The organism is Arthrobacter russicus (genome assembly GCF_031454135.1).
GTDB classification, from domain to species: Bacteria; Actinomycetota; Actinomycetes; order Actinomycetales; family Micrococcaceae; genus Renibacterium; species Renibacterium russicum.
In genome coordinates this window covers 1,455,798-1,469,560 of sequence record NZ_JAVDQF010000001.1, presented here as the reverse complement: position 1 = coordinate 1,469,560, position 13,763 = coordinate 1,455,798, and the positions used below count along the sequence as shown (strand labels likewise).

Below are 13,763 nucleotides of genomic sequence, written 5' to 3'. Positions count from 1 at the left end.
GGGGCAAAGGACCTAATGCCTTGATCTTAGGCTTGATTCCCAAGTCTGACTAGGGGCAATTGTTGGCACAAAAAACGACGGCGGCCTTCCTGCTCAGGAAGGCCGCCGTCGGGCGTTGTCCGCTTGCTGCTGGCTACTTGGTCAGCGGTCCGAGCGTCGGATCGTTGGCGTAGGCCTGGGCGGCGTTCGCCTTGGTCACGATGACCGGCTCCAGGAACTTGGTTGGTACGTCCTTGGTCCCGTTGTTCGAGGTTGTCGTGGTGGCCGGGGTCTTGCCCTGCTGCAGGTCGGTCACCATCGCGACAGCGGCCTTGACCAGATTGCTGGTGTCCTTGTTGATCGTAGAGTACTGCTCGCCGGCCATGATCGACTTCACCGACTCGACTTCGGAATCCTGACCGGTGACCACCGGGATCGGCTTGCCGGCGGCTTTCACCGAGGTGATGATCGCGCGGGCCAGGGTGTCGTTCGGGGAGAGCACCCCGTCCAACGGAGCGGTGGTGTAGTTCGCGGCGAGCAGGGTGTCCATCCGCTTCTGAGCGTTGGCGGCGAGCCAACCCTGGGTGGCGGCGTCATTCTGGCTGACCTGGCCGGAGACCACCTTGAGCGTGCCGTCGTCGATCTTCGGCTTGAGCACGCTCATCGCGCCGTCGAAGAACGGCTTCGAGTTGGCGTCGGCTGGGTCACCGGCGAACAACTCGATGTTGTATGGTCCACTCGGCTTCTTGGTCTTCATGCCCTCCAACAGCGCCTGGCCTTGCAACTCGCCGACCTTGAAGTTGTCGTAGGCCAGGTAGTAGTCGACATTGCTGGTATTGGTCAGTGCCCGGTCGTAGGCGATGATGGTGACGCCGGCATCCTTGGCCTGCTTGAGCTGGGTGCCCAGTTGCGAACCGTCGACGGCGCCGACGATGATCACCTTGGCGCCATTGGAGATCATCGAGTTGATCTGGTTCTGCTGTTCGGTGGCGCCGTTGTTGGCGAACTGCACGTCCGCCTTGAAGCCGGCGCTCTTCAGATCCGAGTTGAACAGATTCTCGGCGAGCACCCAGTTCTCCGAGGTCTTTTGCGGGAGGGCCACGCCGATGGTGGCGTCCTTGGCAAAGCCGGCTGCAGCCGAGCCGTTGCTGCCGCTGGAGGAGTCGCCGCGCCCGCAGCCGGTCAGGGCGAGTGCCGAGATGGCCGCGATGGCCGCAACCGACGTCAGCGTCTTAGTGAATTTCACCATGGTTGTCGCTTTCTTCTTTGAGTGATTGATGGGGAGAAGTATCAGGTGTTCGTCTGCAGCCCAGACTTTTCGTTCCGGTTGAAGTTCTTCATCATCAGGCCGATGATGGACTTGCGGCCTTGGCTCTTGTTGTAGACGTCGATCGCCACCGCGATCAGCAGCACCAGGCCCTTGATCACCGAGGTCCAGCTTGCACCCACGCTCATCAATTGCAAGCCGTTGTTGAGCATGGCCATGACCAGGCCGCCGATCATCGAGCCCATTACGGTGCCGACGCCGCCGCTGACCGCAGCACCGCCGATGAACACCGCGGCGATCGCGTCGAGTTCCCATCCGGTGCCATCGGCCGGCCCGGACGAGGTGGAGCGGCCGATGAAGATGATCGCGGCCACTGCGGCCAGAATCGACATGTTCATCATGACCAGGAAGTTGACCTTGCGGCTCTTCACGCCGGAGAGCTCGGCGGCGTTTTTGTTGCCGCCGACCGCGTAGACATGCCGGCCAATGATGGTCTTGGAAGAAATGAAGCCGTAGATCAGCACCAGCACCGCCAGAATGACCCCGGCGATCGGAAACGAGGTGCCGGTCCGTCCGGAGGCGAAGAGGTACGTCGCGTAGATGATCACTGTGGAAACCGCCGCGATTTTCACCACGGGAACCCAGACTGCCGGAACGCTGGCGCCGAGTTTGATCGAGTCCCGTCGCGATTTGAGCTCGCTCCAGACCAGCGCGGCGATGCAGATCAGACCAAGCAGCAAGGTGAGGTTGTTGAACCCGGTGTCCGGGCCGATCTCCGGCAAGTAGCCGCCGCCCAAATACTGGATCTGTTCCGGCACCGGGATGCTCTGCGAGTTGCCGACCAGCTGGTTCAGGCCGCGGAACAGCAACATGCCGGCAAGCGTGACGATGAATGCCGGAATGCCGACGATCGCCACCCAGAAGCCCTGCCAGGCGCCGACCAATGCGCCGACCAGCAGGCCCAGCAGTACGCCGAGGTACCAGGGCAAGCCCCAGTCCCGCATCGTGATCGCCACTACGATGCCGACGAAGGCCGCAACGGAACCCACGGAGAGGTCGATGTGCCCGGCGATGATCACCAAGACCATGCCGATGGCCAGGATCAAGACGTAGGAGTTGCCGTTGATCAGGTTCTGCATGTTGAACGGGGTGAAGACCTTGCCGCCAGAGAAAATCTGGAAGAAGACCATCAACGCAATCAACGCGAAGATCATGCCGAACTGGCGGACGTTTCCGCCGAATATCTGTTTGATGTTGTTCATCGGTGTGTTTCCTCGGTCCCCTTTGGTTCCCCGGTGATTGCGGCTAGGCCGATTTCTTGGCGGCGGTCATGAGTTTCATCAGGCTCTCCTGATCGGCGTCGCCTTTGTTCAGCACGCCGGTGATCGAGCCTTCGAAGATGGTGTAGATCCGGTCGGAGAGCCCCAACAACTCCGGCAGCTCGGAGGAAATCACGATCACGCCCTTGCCTTGGTCCGCGAGCTTCTGGATGATTCCGTAAATTTCGTATTTCGCCCCGACGTCGATGCCGCGGGTGGGCTCATCGAGAATCAGCAGATCCGGGTCGGTGAACATCCATTTCGCCAGCACCACCTTTTGCTGATTGCCGCCGGAGAGCTTCGCGACGCCTTCGTCCACACTCGGTGCTTTGGTGCGCAACTGCTTCCGGTAGTCTTCGGCGACCCGGTATTCCTGGTCCTCGTCCACGACCAGACCGCGGGTGATCTTCTGCAGCGCTGCGGCTACCGTGGTGGTTTTGATGTCGTCGAGCAGATTCAAACCGAGGGACTTCCGGTCCTCGGTGACGTAGCCCAGCCCGGCGTCGATGGCATCGGCGACGTTGTGCAACTTGAGGGTTTTGCCGTCCTTGATGATTTCCCCGGAGAGGAACCGGCCGTAGGAACGGCCGAAGATGCTGCGCGCCAGTTCGGTGCGCCCGGCCCCCATCAGCCCGGCGAAGCCGACGATCTCGCCGCGGCGGACCGTGAACGACTCGTTTTTGCAGACCAGCCGGTCGGCGATCTGCGGATGCGCCACGTTCCAGTTCTTGACCTCGAAGAACACGTCGCCGATTTTCGGCTCATGGTCCGGAAAGCGGGATTCCAGGGTACGGCCCACCATGCCGCGGATGATCCGGTCCTCATCGGCGCCGTCTTCGGCGACATTGAGGGTTTCGATCGACTGGCCGTCCCGGATGATGGTGATTTCATCGGCGACCGCTTCGATCTCGTTGAGCTTGTGCGAGATCATGATCGAAGCGATTCCTCTGCCCTTCAGGCCCCGGATCAGATCCAGCAAGTGCTGCGAATCGGATTCGTTCAGCGCGGCGGTCGGTTCGTCCAGAATGAGCAGTTTCACCGATTTGTTGAGCGCCTTGGCGATTTCCACCAGCTGCTGCTTGCCGACACCGATTTCTTTGACCGGGGTGTCCGGATCATCGCTGAGTCCGACCCGGGCGAGCAGGTCGATGGCGCGGCGCCGTGCTTCGGTCCAGTTGATCACGCCGAATTTCGTCGGTTCATTGCCCAGGAAGATGTTTTCGGTGATCGACAGTTCGGGGATCAAAGCCAACTCTTGGTGGATGATCACGATTCCCGCCGACTCCGAGGCCCGGATGTCCTTGAACTTGCAGACTTCGCCCTGGTAGACGATGTCGCCGTCGTAGCTGCCATAGGGGTACACGCCGGAGAGCACTTTCATCAAGGTGCTCTTACCCGCGCCGTTTTCGCCGCAAATCGCATGGATCTCGCCGGCCCGTACGGTCAACGAGACGTTCGAGAGCGCCTTGACCCCAGGGAACTCTTTGGTGATGGCGCGCATTTCCAAGATCACCGGAGCGGCGACAGTGCTGCTTGACATGAAACATTCCCTCCCAGTGGGACGTCATTGTCGCCCCGGTGTTTACGTCTGAAGAAAGTAAACTCGCTTGTACGGCTTGTCGTCAAGTATTGAACACAACGACTGGATAACACTCGGTGTCAGGCGCTGGCCTCAGTGCTCAATGCCGAGCTGATTCCCTGGTGCTGGAAGACCAGCGCCGCACCGCCGAGCGCCTCGGCCCGATTGCCCATCGACGACATCACCAGGTGCGTGGTTTCGCCGATCGCCGGCACCGCGTGGCGGATCAGCCCGCGACGGATCGGTTCCAGCAGGATCTCGCCCAGTTCGGCCAGTGGGCCGCCCACCACGATCACTTCCGGATTGAGCAGATTGGCCACATTGGCCACCGCCCGGCCGACCGCCTGGCCGGCGTCGTCGATCACCCGGAGGGTCGCCGAATCCTTGGCTCTGGCCTGCCGGATGATGTCTTCGGTAGTGATCGGCGCCGGCGCTCCGCGGGAGAGCAATTCGATCATGATCGCGGTCGAGGCGACGGTTTCCAGGCAGCCCCGATTGCCGCAGCGGCAGATCAGCCCCTGCTCGGAAATCGTGGCGTGGCCGATTTCCCCGGTGATCCCGATATTGCCGTAGTACGGCGAACCGCCGAGCACCAGTCCGGCACCGATGCCGCTGCCGATCTTGACGAAGATCAGATCCTCGACGGCGTTGTGGGCGCCCCAGGTGACTTGGGCGAGCGCGCCGAGATTGGCGTCATTGTCCACATAGACCGGAACGCCGAGCGCCTCTTCCAGCATTTCCAGGATGTTGATGCCGACCCACTCGGGCAGGATCGCCCCTTGGATCACCGTGCCGGTGCGGCTGTCGATCGGGCCGGGGATGCCGACGCCGGCGCCGACCACGGCGCTTTCCGGGAGCCCGGAATCGGCCAGCAGCCCACGGAGCAGTTCGGCTGCCGCGCGGACGCCGTCCACGGCCAGATGCCCCAGCGGCAGCCGGATCGAGCGCTCCGCGATGATCCGGTAGCCCAGGCTCGCGATCACCACCCGCACGTGGGTGCGGCCGACGTCGATGCCGACCGCCACCGCGCCCTTGGAATTCAACCGCACCGAGGTGGCCCGACGTCCGGAACTCGTGGTCGGCGCGGTCGAGACCAGACCGCCGTCGGACATGATCTTGACCAGATTCGAGACCGTGGCGGTGGAGAGCCCGGTATGCCGGGAAAGCTCGGCCTGGGTGAGCGGCCCTGCGTTCAAGAGGGTTTCGACGATCCGCTGCTGGTTGCGTTGCCGCAGGGCGGTTTGGGAACCGGGGTTGCGGGGAAGGCGCGTTGTCGAGCGTGCATCGGCGGACATATAGGTAGAGTGCATTACTTTCTGATTGCAGTCAAGAATTGAACACAAAGCTCGGACAAATGCCGCAACCGGTCAATTTTGGGTTTTTTCTTCCGCGGATTCAGGCGTGCAGTTGCCGGTGGGCTTGGGCCAATTGCTGGTAATGGTCCGCGTTGGCGCGAATCCCGGCGAGCTCGTCCTCGCCGATTTCGCGCCGGACTTTGCCGGGCACTCCGGCGACCAGGGAGCGCGGCGGGATCACGGTGCCTTCCAGGACCACCGCGCCGCCGGCGATCAGGGAACCCGCGCCGATCCGGGCGCCGTTCATGATCGTGGCGCCCATGCCGATCAGGCAATCGTCTTCGACGGTGCAGCCGTGCACCACCGCACCGTGGCCCACGCTGACCCGGTCGCCCACGGTGGCCGGGAACCCGGGATCGGCATGCAGCACCACGTTGTCCTGCAGATTCGAGCCTTCGCCTACCGAGATGCTCGCGGTATCGCCACGCAGCACTGCGCCGTAGAAGGCGCTGGAGCCGCGGCCCAAACGCACGTCGCCGATGAGCGAGGCATTGGGCGCCACGAAGGCGTCCTCGGCGACCATCGGGGCGGTGCCGGAAAATTCATAGATGGGACTCATAATGCCAAGGGTATCGTCCCGGCAGTCTCCGGCGGCGGTTGGCGATGCGGTCTGGCGGCCGGCTCAGGCGCTGACTGCTGCGCGCACGGCGTGCCGGGCTCGGTGCAGGCTGGCCAGTTCCAGGTACCTGGTGGCGTTGTGCCAGATGTTCTCCAGCTCGGTTTCGGTGGTTTCCCGCCGGATTTTGGCCGGGACGCCGGCGACCAGTGAGCGGGCCGGGATCTGCATGCCCTCCAAGACCACGGAACCCGCGGCGATCAGGGAACCTTCGCCGATGTGCGCCCCATTGAGCACCGTGGCGCCCATGCCGATCAGGCAATCGTCTTCGACGGTGCAGCCGTGGACGGTCGCATTGTGGCCAATGCTCACTCCGGCGCCCAGTTGCGTCGGGTAGCCCGGGGTGGCGTGCACCACGACGTTGTCCTGGACGTTGCTGCCGGGGCCGATGCTGATCGTTTCGGCGTCGCCGCGCAGCACGGCTCCGTAGAAAGCGCTGGCATTGTCGGCCAGTGAGACGCTGCCGATCACGGTTGCCGAGGGTGCGATGAATACGTTCTCCCCGATCACGGGAATTTCTCCTGAAAAATCATATAAGGGGCTCATGCATTGATTTTATCCGGGAGCAATAGTGCTTTTGTTGAAACTATGACTATGCATAGGAATGTTGCCGGAGGTTCGCCGTTCGGGAGATGATTAAAAGGTTGGGCGTCTTCCATTGTGAGGCGAGGCGAGGTCGTCGGAATTCTTGTCAAAGCTGACCAGAAAGCCCGTAATATCAGTATTTTTCAGCGTTCAGGGGAAGTTGGAGGCGCTCCGAACGAGTGTGAAAAATTATTTAGGGCAACAAATTAAATTGATTCTTTCGGGCGATTTTATAAGCTGTTTATTCAGTCGATTGAAAAGCTGAAAGTAACTTTCACGAACACGTCGAAGATCGAGGTTTTGTTCTTTTACCGAATATCGGCATCGCCCGGCCTCAGGCGAAAACGACGGTGCGCTTCCCGTCCAGCAGCACCCGATGCTCGGCATGCCAGCGAACCGCCTGGGCCAACGTCCGCGCTTCCACGGCCCGGCCCATCTGGGCCAGTCGCTCCGAGGTGTGGGCATGGTCCACCCGGATCACTTCCTGCTCGATGATCGGCCCCTCGTCGAGTTCCCCGGTCACGTAGTGCGCGGTGGCGCCGATCAGCTTGACTCCGCGGGCATGGGCCTGGGCATAGGGGCGCGCGCCTTTGAACGAGGGCAGGAAGGAATGGTGGATGTTGATCGCCCGGCCGGAGAGCTCGCGGCACAACTCATCGGAAAGGATCTGCATGTAGCGGGCCAAGACCACGAGTTCCACATCGTGCGCAGCGGCGAGTTCCCGCAGCACCTGCTCCGCTGCTGCTTTGTTCCGCGGGTCCACTGGGACGTGATGGAACGGAATCCCGTAGAACGCGGCCATTTCGGCCAAGTCGGGATGGTTGGAGACGATCGCCGGGACTTCGATCGGCAGCTGGCCCGACCGCTGTTGGAACAGCAGTTCATTGAGGCAGTGCGCTTCTTTGGACACCATCAGCAGAGTGCGCACCGGGGTGCCGACCCGGTGCAGGGTCCAATCCAAGGCGAACTCTTCGGCAATCGGCTGTACTGCCGAGCGCAGTCCATCGAGTGGTTCCGGAGTGCTCACTTCCACTCGCATGAAGAAGGTGCCATCCGACGCATCCAGTGCATCCGGAGAACCGGTGCTGCCGTACTGCTGGGATTCGGTGATGTTGCCGCCGGCGGCGAGCAGCGCACCGCTGACCGCATGCACGATGCCGGGCCGGTCGGGGCAGGACAGGGTCAGCGCGTATCGGGGAGTCTGAGCATCAGTCACCGAATCAGGCTACTGGCAGTGCTGCCGATTCTTCGGGTTCCGGTTGAATTTTGACGTCGTCCAGATACCGCAGTGCGGCCAAGGCGGCGGACCGTCCGGCCCGGGTCGCCCCCAGAGTCGAGGCGGATGCCCCGTAGCCGACCAGGAACAGCCGCGGTTCCTTGACCACCAGGACCCCGTCCATCAGGATCCCGCCGCCGGGTTCGCGCAGCTTCAGCGGCGCCAAGTGGTCCAGCGATGCCCGGAACCCGGTGGCCCAGAGCACCGCGTCGAGGGGTTCTGCTGAACCGTCTTCGAAAATGGCGCTCCCGGCCTCCAGCCGTTGCAGCGGGCCGCGGGAGGCCAGCACTCCGGAGGCTATTCCGTCCCGGTACATCCGGGTCATCGGCAACCCGGTGACGCCGACCACGCTGATCGGCGGCAGCCCGGCCCGCGTCCGTCCGTCGACAGCGCGTTCCACCTCCCGGCCCCAGTCCGGGTTGTCGTCCAGGCAGCGGAACTCCGGCGGCCGGCGCGTGGACCAGAAAGTCTGCGCACCGGCGTCGTGCAGTTGCAGCAGGAATTGCGCCGCCGAGGTGCCGCCGCCGACCACCAGGACCCGCTGCCCGGTGAAATCCGAAGCCTGTTGGAAATCGTGCGTGTGCAGTTGCCGTCCGCCGAACTCGGCGGCGCCGGGGTAGTAGGGCCAATAGGGTTTGTCCCAGGTGCCAGTTCCGCTGATCACCGTACGGGCGTTGAACTCCCCGGTGCTGGTCCGCAGGCTCAGGCCGGTTGCCCCCGGCAGCGCGCTGACTGCCAGGACCTTGGCCGGGCGCTGCACCCGCAACTGGTTCTCGGCCTCGAACGCGCCGTAGTATTCGGCGACCACTTCGGAAGCCGGCCGGGACGATTCCGGAGCGCCGAGCGGAAATCCGGGCAAGTCGTGGATCCCGTGCGCCGCCCCCAAGGTCAAGGAGGGCCACCGGTGCTGCCAGGCGCCGCCCGGACCGGGGTTCGCATCGAGCACTAGGAAGTCGCTTCCCGCCCGGAGTCCCTTCCGTTGGAGGTGGTAGGCGGCGGAGAGCCCGGCCTGACCGGCCCCGATCACCACGGTTTCATACATGCCTGCTCCAACGATCCGGTCACGGCCGGAATTCCCGGGCTAATCTGGCAGCATGCAGATCCGATTCAACCCGATCGATCCGGCTGCCGAGGCAGCTGAGCTGGTGGCCTTCCTCTGCCGGAACGAGTGGCCGTTCCACGGCAGCGCGAGACTGGACGAAGTTGCGGTGCGGCACCGCATCGCGGCCGGCCACTACTGGAACTCGGATCGCGAAGCCTTCTGGATCGAAGCGCCGGAGCGTATCGGCTACCTCGCGCTGGAGGACCTCGCCGACCTGGCCGACGGCGGCAACCCGGTTTTCGATCTGCGCCTGGCCGAGCAGTATCGGGGCCGAGGCCTGGCGGTACCGATACTTCGTGCCTTGGCGGGACAGGTCTTCGAACGATTCCCGTCGGTGCGCAGACTGGAAGGGCAAACCAGGGAAGACAACTTGGCAATGCGCAAGGCCTTCCGGAAAGCGGGCTTCCTGAAAGAAGCCCACTACCGGCAAGCCTGGCCGACTGGCGACGGCGGCTACCTGGCCTCGGTAGCCTACGGACTACTGCGCGGAGACTTCGAAACCGGCACGGTCAGCAGCTTCGATTGGGCGGACTGAACCGTGCATCCCACGCCCGTCCAATCGGCAGATCGAGTGGGCTCAGACGTCCCTGCCCACTGGAGCCCCGAATTGGACGGGCGTGGAACGGGGGAGCCCGGTGGGCTAAGCTGGGCAGGTCGCGACTGGCGTAAGGTGGCCTACCACCGGGGAGCGGCACGCATGCAGACCATGGATCGTACGCCTGGGACCGGGGTCATGTTCACGGTGGTGCCGCAATAAACATTGATGTTTGGACCGCACCAGCCGGTAGCCTGACCATAGAACACCACCTCACGCCCAGGAGTTGTCGATGTCCACAGATGCTTTGTCAAACACCCCGCTCGCAGAACTCGATCCGGAAATCGCCCAAGTCCTGCAGGACGAATTGGGCCGTCAGCGCAATACCCTGGAAATGATCGCCTCGGAGAACTTCGCGCCGCGTGCGGTCCTGGAAGCCCAGGGTTCGGTGCTGACCAACAAATACGCCGAAGGCTATCCGGGGCGCCGCTATTACGGCGGCTGCGAATTCGTCGACGTCGCCGAGAATCTCGCCATCGAACGGGTCAAAGACCTCTTCGGCGCCGAGTACGCCAATGTCCAGCCGCACTCCGGCGCCCAGGCCAATGCGGCGGCGCTCGCCGCGATGATCAACCCCGGAGACAAGATCCTGGGGCTTTCGCTGGCCCACGGTGGCCACCTCACTCACGGCATGAAACTGAATTTCTCCGGCAAACTCTATGAAGTCGCGGCTTACCAAGTCGAAGCAGACAGCTTCCGGATCGATATGGACAAGCTCCGGGAACAGGCGAAAGCCGAAAAGCCGCAGGTGATCATTGCCGGATGGTCCGCGTACCCGCGCCACCTCGATTTCGCCGCGTTCCGCTCGATTGCCGATGAAGTCGGTGCTTTGCTCTGGACCGACATGGCGCATTTCGCCGGGTTGGTCGCGGCCGGCCTGCACCCGTCCCCGGTGCCGTACTCCGACGTCGTCACCTCGACCGTGCACAAGACGCTCGCCGGGCCGCGCTCCGGTGTGATCCTGGCCAAGCAGGAGTGGGCCAAAAAGCTCAACTCGGCGGTGTTCCCGGGCCAGCAGGGCGGCCCGCTGATGCACGTCATCGCGGCCAAAGCGGTGGCGTTCAAGGTCGCCGCCGGTGCGGAGTTCAAGGAACGCCAGGGCCGTGTGATCGAAGGCGCCAAAATCTTGGCCGAGCGGCTCAACCAGCCTGATCTCGCGGCAGCCGGCGTCTCGGTGCTCACCGGCGGCACCGATGTGCACCTGGTGCTCGTCGACCTGCGCAATTCCGCGTTGGACGGCCAGCAGGCCGAGGACCTGCTGCACAGCGTCGGCATCACGGTGAACCGCAATGCGGTGCCCTTCGATCCGCGCCCGCCAATGGTCACCTCCGGGCTGCGGATCGGCACCCCGGCGTTGGCGACCCGGGGGTTCGGCGCAGCCGAGTTCAGCGAGGTGGCTGAGATCATCGCCGAGGCGCTCAAGGCGGGAAGTGCCGCAGATGCCGAGGCTTTGCGGGCCCGGGTGGCCACACTCGCCGAAGCTTTCCCGCTGTACCCCGGAATCGAAAGCTGAGCATGGCGGCGAAGATTCTGGACGGCAAGCTGGCGGCCGCCGCGGTCAAATCCGAGCTGGTCGAGCGGATCGCGGCGCTCAAGGCGCAGGGGGTCACTCCCGGCTTGGCCACCGTGCTGGTCGGCGACGATGCGCCGAGCCACTCCTACGTCAAGATGAAACACCAAGACGCCCAAGGGCTCGGTCTGGCGTCGTTCGAGCGTCAGCTCGCCGCGGAAACCACCCAGGAAGAGCTCGACGCGGTGATCGACGAACTCAACGCCAATCCGGAGGTGCACGGCATCCTGGTGCAGATCCCGCTGCCCAAGCATCTGGACGAGCAGGCCGTGTTGGAGCGGATCGACCCGGCCAAGGACGCGGATGGGCTGCACCCGGTGAATCTGGGTCGCTTGGTGCTCAATGTCAACGGTGAAATCGACTCGCCGCTGCCCTGCACCCCGGTCGGCACGATCGAGTTGATGCAGCGCAACGGCATCGAACTGGCCGGCAAGCACGTGGTCGTCGTCGGCCGCGGGATCACCGTGGGCCGGGCGCTGGGGCTGTTGCTCACCCGGCGCGCGATCAATGCCACGGTGACTTTGACGCACACCGGGACCGCGGACCTGGCCGCGCACTTGCGCCAAGCGGATGTGGTGATTTCCGCAGTCGGCGTCGCACACCTGATCAAAGCGGCGGACCTCAAGCCCGGAGCGGTGGTGCTCGACGTCGGGGTGTCCCGCGAACGCGACGAAACCACCGGCAAGTCGAAACTGCTGGGCGACATCGCCCCGGACGTGGCCGAGATCGCAGCTTGGATCTCGCCGAACCCCGGCGGTGTCGGACCGATGACCCGGGCGCTGCTGATGTCCAATGTGGTGCAGGCGGCGGAGGCCGCACAGCGCTAGACCCGGCTTCGAGCGTTGACTTATGGCGGGTCTGCGGCTTGCCAACCCGCCATAAGTCAACGCTCGGCGGGTTACTGGAACAGTTGCTGCATGGCCCCGTAGTCGGCGGCGCCTCGCAATGCCGTGAACTCGCCGGTTTCCAGGATCTGCTGCGCAGCACGTTCCGCGGTGGCATAGGCGAGTCCGGCGAGGTCGTTGCCCACCGAAATGCGGCGCACTCCGGCCGCTTTGAGTTCCGCGACGCTCGGCGCGCTGGGGCCGGCGAGCACGTTCACCGGGGCATCGACGGCCGCGGTAATCTCGGCCAGCTTGTCCAGATCCAGCAGCCCCGGCACGAAGACGCCGCTGGCCCCGGCCTCCAGATAGGCGCGGCTCCGTTCGATGACTTGCCGCACGCCGTCCTGCGGCGGATTCCCGGCCAGGAAGACGTCGGTGCGGGCGTTGATGAAGAGCCCGAGGCCGGCTGCCTGGGCGGCCGCCCGGACCACGCCGATCCGGTGTGCGGCGTGATCGACGCCGAGCAGCCCGGCGGTACCGGAGTCTTCGAGGTTCACTCCGGCGGCGCCGGCGTCGATGACCGCCCGGGCATTGGCCGAAAGCCCGGCATCGTCGTCCGCATAACCGGACTCGATGTCCGCGCTCACCGGTACTCCGACGGATCGGCTGATCCGGGCGATGGTCGCCAAGGCGAGTTCGAAGGGCAGCCGGTTTCCGTCCGGGTAGCCATGCGACCAGGACACCGCGGAGCTGCTGGTGGCGACAGCCGCGGCGCCGGCGCGCACCATCAACCGGGCGGACGCCGCGTCCCAGGCGTTGGGCAGGACGAGCAGGTCCTGGTGCAGGGCGGTGAAGGACTCCGTGAGGTCTTTTGTGATGCCCTCATTCAGCCAGACCGGGTCCTCCGGCACCAGGGCATTGCGGACAACTCCAGACCGCGATCTGGGTTCCGGCGAAATTGTGCCGGAGATCACTTCTCACGAGTTTGCACTTAGTGCAAAAATGCACTTAGTGTATTTACGTGACTGATTTGATGCAGGACCAAAACCGCCGTGAGAAGAACAAGACCGCAACCCGGGGAGCCATTGCCGAGGCCGCTTTGGACTTGCTCCGGACGAAGGGCATGGGCGGATTCACGGTCGAGAATGTGGCTGACGCGGCCGGAATCTCCCGACGCACCTTCTTCAACTACTTCCCTTCCGCGGAGGCGGCCATCGCCTCCAGCACCGAGTCCTTCCTGGACCTGGCCATCGAGCAGTTCCGGGAACGGCCCTTGGACGAACCGATCCTGGAAGCAGCGCAAAACGCGCTCATCGCACTGGCCGATCCGATGCATTTGGCGACCATCGCCGAGGTCTACAGCTTGGCCGGCCAGCATGACGCGGTCGGCCGATTCCAACTGGAGATCTGGAACGACTGCACCGACAAGATCATCGCCGCCGCCAAACCGCGGTTCAGTGCGAGCACCGACGAGCTGTACGTGCGGGCCCTGGTCGGCTCGGTGATCGCCTGCGGCAAGGCCGCGATGGAGGTCTGGTTCGCCCGCAACGGCGCCGCGATCGATGAAACGTCACTACGCGACCTGCGGGCGCTGATGATCCGGTCGATCGCCCACCTCGGTGCCGGGTTCGTCCGGCCCGAGCAGTAACAACCCTTGAATCTGCTACCCACCGTCAACGACTGAGAAACGGGAAAC

General features: G+C 63.9%; 13 protein-coding genes and 1 riboswitch. Of the genes, 4 read left to right on the top strand and 9 right to left on the bottom strand.

The features are described from left to right. Positions 1-133 precede the first annotated feature (133 nt). The 8 genes from JOE69_RS06910 to JOE69_RS06875 all read right to left on the bottom strand — a co-directional run bounded on the left by JOE69_RS06910 (position 134) and on the right by JOE69_RS06875 (position 9,018). Positions 134-1,228 carry a substrate-binding domain-containing protein gene (locus tag JOE69_RS06910; RefSeq protein ID WP_309797237.1) on the bottom strand — a complete coding sequence of 365 codons (1,095 nt, stop codon included), beginning with the start codon at positions 1,226-1,228 and terminating at the stop codon, positions 134-136. 41 nt (positions 1,229-1,269) lie between these two features. After that, positions 1,270-2,508, bottom strand: a complete 1,239-nt coding sequence (gene mmsB, locus JOE69_RS06905; RefSeq protein ID WP_309797235.1) for a multiple monosaccharide ABC transporter permease — start codon at positions 2,506-2,508, stop codon at positions 1,270-1,272. A 43-nt stretch (positions 2,509-2,551) separates the two neighbouring features. Next, the gene (gene mmsA, locus JOE69_RS06900) at positions 2,552-4,105 is read right to left on the bottom strand and encodes a multiple monosaccharide ABC transporter ATP-binding protein (protein ID WP_309797234.1); all 1,554 of its coding nucleotides are present in this window, start codon (positions 4,103-4,105) and stop codon (positions 2,552-2,554) included. Positions 4,106-4,224: 119 nt separating this feature from the next. After that, positions 4,225-5,439 carry an ROK family transcriptional regulator gene (locus JOE69_RS06895; protein ID WP_296363812.1) on the bottom strand — a complete coding sequence of 405 codons (1,215 nt, stop codon included), beginning with the start codon at positions 5,437-5,439 and terminating at the stop codon, positions 4,225-4,227. Between the two features lie 100 nt (positions 5,440-5,539). After that, entirely contained in the window at positions 5,540-6,058 is a 519-nt protein-coding gene (locus JOE69_RS06890) for a gamma carbonic anhydrase family protein (protein WP_296363813.1), read from the bottom strand. A 63-nt stretch (positions 6,059-6,121) separates the two neighbouring features. Next, the gene (locus JOE69_RS06885) at positions 6,122-6,661 is read right to left on the bottom strand and encodes a gamma carbonic anhydrase family protein (RefSeq protein WP_309797231.1); all 540 of its coding nucleotides are present in this window, start codon (positions 6,659-6,661) and stop codon (positions 6,122-6,124) included. Between the two features lie 373 nt (positions 6,662-7,034). Beyond that, complete coding sequence (gene purU, locus JOE69_RS06880; RefSeq protein ID WP_309797228.1) at positions 7,035-7,916, bottom strand: formyltetrahydrofolate deformylase; 882 nt, start codon at positions 7,914-7,916, stop codon at positions 7,035-7,037. A 4-nt stretch (positions 7,917-7,920) separates the two neighbouring features. Next, positions 7,921-9,018, bottom strand: coding sequence for an NAD(P)-binding domain-containing protein (locus tag JOE69_RS06875; RefSeq protein ID WP_309797225.1), 1,098 nt, complete (start codon positions 9,016-9,018; stop codon positions 7,921-7,923). Between the two features lie 52 nt (positions 9,019-9,070). Between JOE69_RS06875 and JOE69_RS06870 the strand changes: the two genes are divergently transcribed. The 3 genes from JOE69_RS06870 (at position 9,071) to JOE69_RS06860 (ending at position 12,070) form a co-directional block, all read left to right on the top strand. Continuing rightward, positions 9,071-9,613: a GNAT family N-acetyltransferase gene (locus JOE69_RS06870; protein WP_309797224.1), complete on the top strand. Its 543-nt coding sequence runs from the start codon at positions 9,071-9,073 to the stop codon at positions 9,611-9,613. A gap of 111 nt (positions 9,614-9,724) precedes the next feature. Continuing rightward, positions 9,725-9,810, top strand: a riboswitch (ZMP/ZTP riboswitch). Positions 9,811-9,905: 95 nt separating this feature from the next. Beyond that, positions 9,906-11,186 (top strand): serine hydroxymethyltransferase, encoded by a 1,281-nt coding sequence (gene glyA / locus JOE69_RS06865; RefSeq protein ID WP_309797222.1) that lies wholly within the window; start codon positions 9,906-9,908, stop codon positions 11,184-11,186. 2 nt (positions 11,187-11,188) lie between these two features. Continuing rightward, positions 11,189-12,070: a bifunctional methylenetetrahydrofolate dehydrogenase/methenyltetrahydrofolate cyclohydrolase gene (locus JOE69_RS06860; protein WP_309797220.1), complete on the top strand. Its 882-nt coding sequence runs from the start codon at positions 11,189-11,191 to the stop codon at positions 12,068-12,070. Between the two features lie 71 nt (positions 12,071-12,141). Here the strand turns inward: JOE69_RS06860 and JOE69_RS06855 are convergent, their stop codons facing one another. Beyond that, entirely contained in the window at positions 12,142-13,041 is a 900-nt protein-coding gene (locus tag JOE69_RS06855; RefSeq protein WP_309797218.1) for an isocitrate lyase/PEP mutase family protein, read from the bottom strand. A 47-nt stretch (positions 13,042-13,088) separates the two neighbouring features. Between JOE69_RS06855 and JOE69_RS06850 the strand changes: the two genes are divergently transcribed. Next, positions 13,089-13,715, top strand: a complete 627-nt coding sequence (locus JOE69_RS06850) for a TetR family transcriptional regulator (RefSeq protein ID WP_309797216.1) — start codon at positions 13,089-13,091, stop codon at positions 13,713-13,715. The last annotated feature ends 48 nt before the right edge of the window (positions 13,716-13,763 follow it).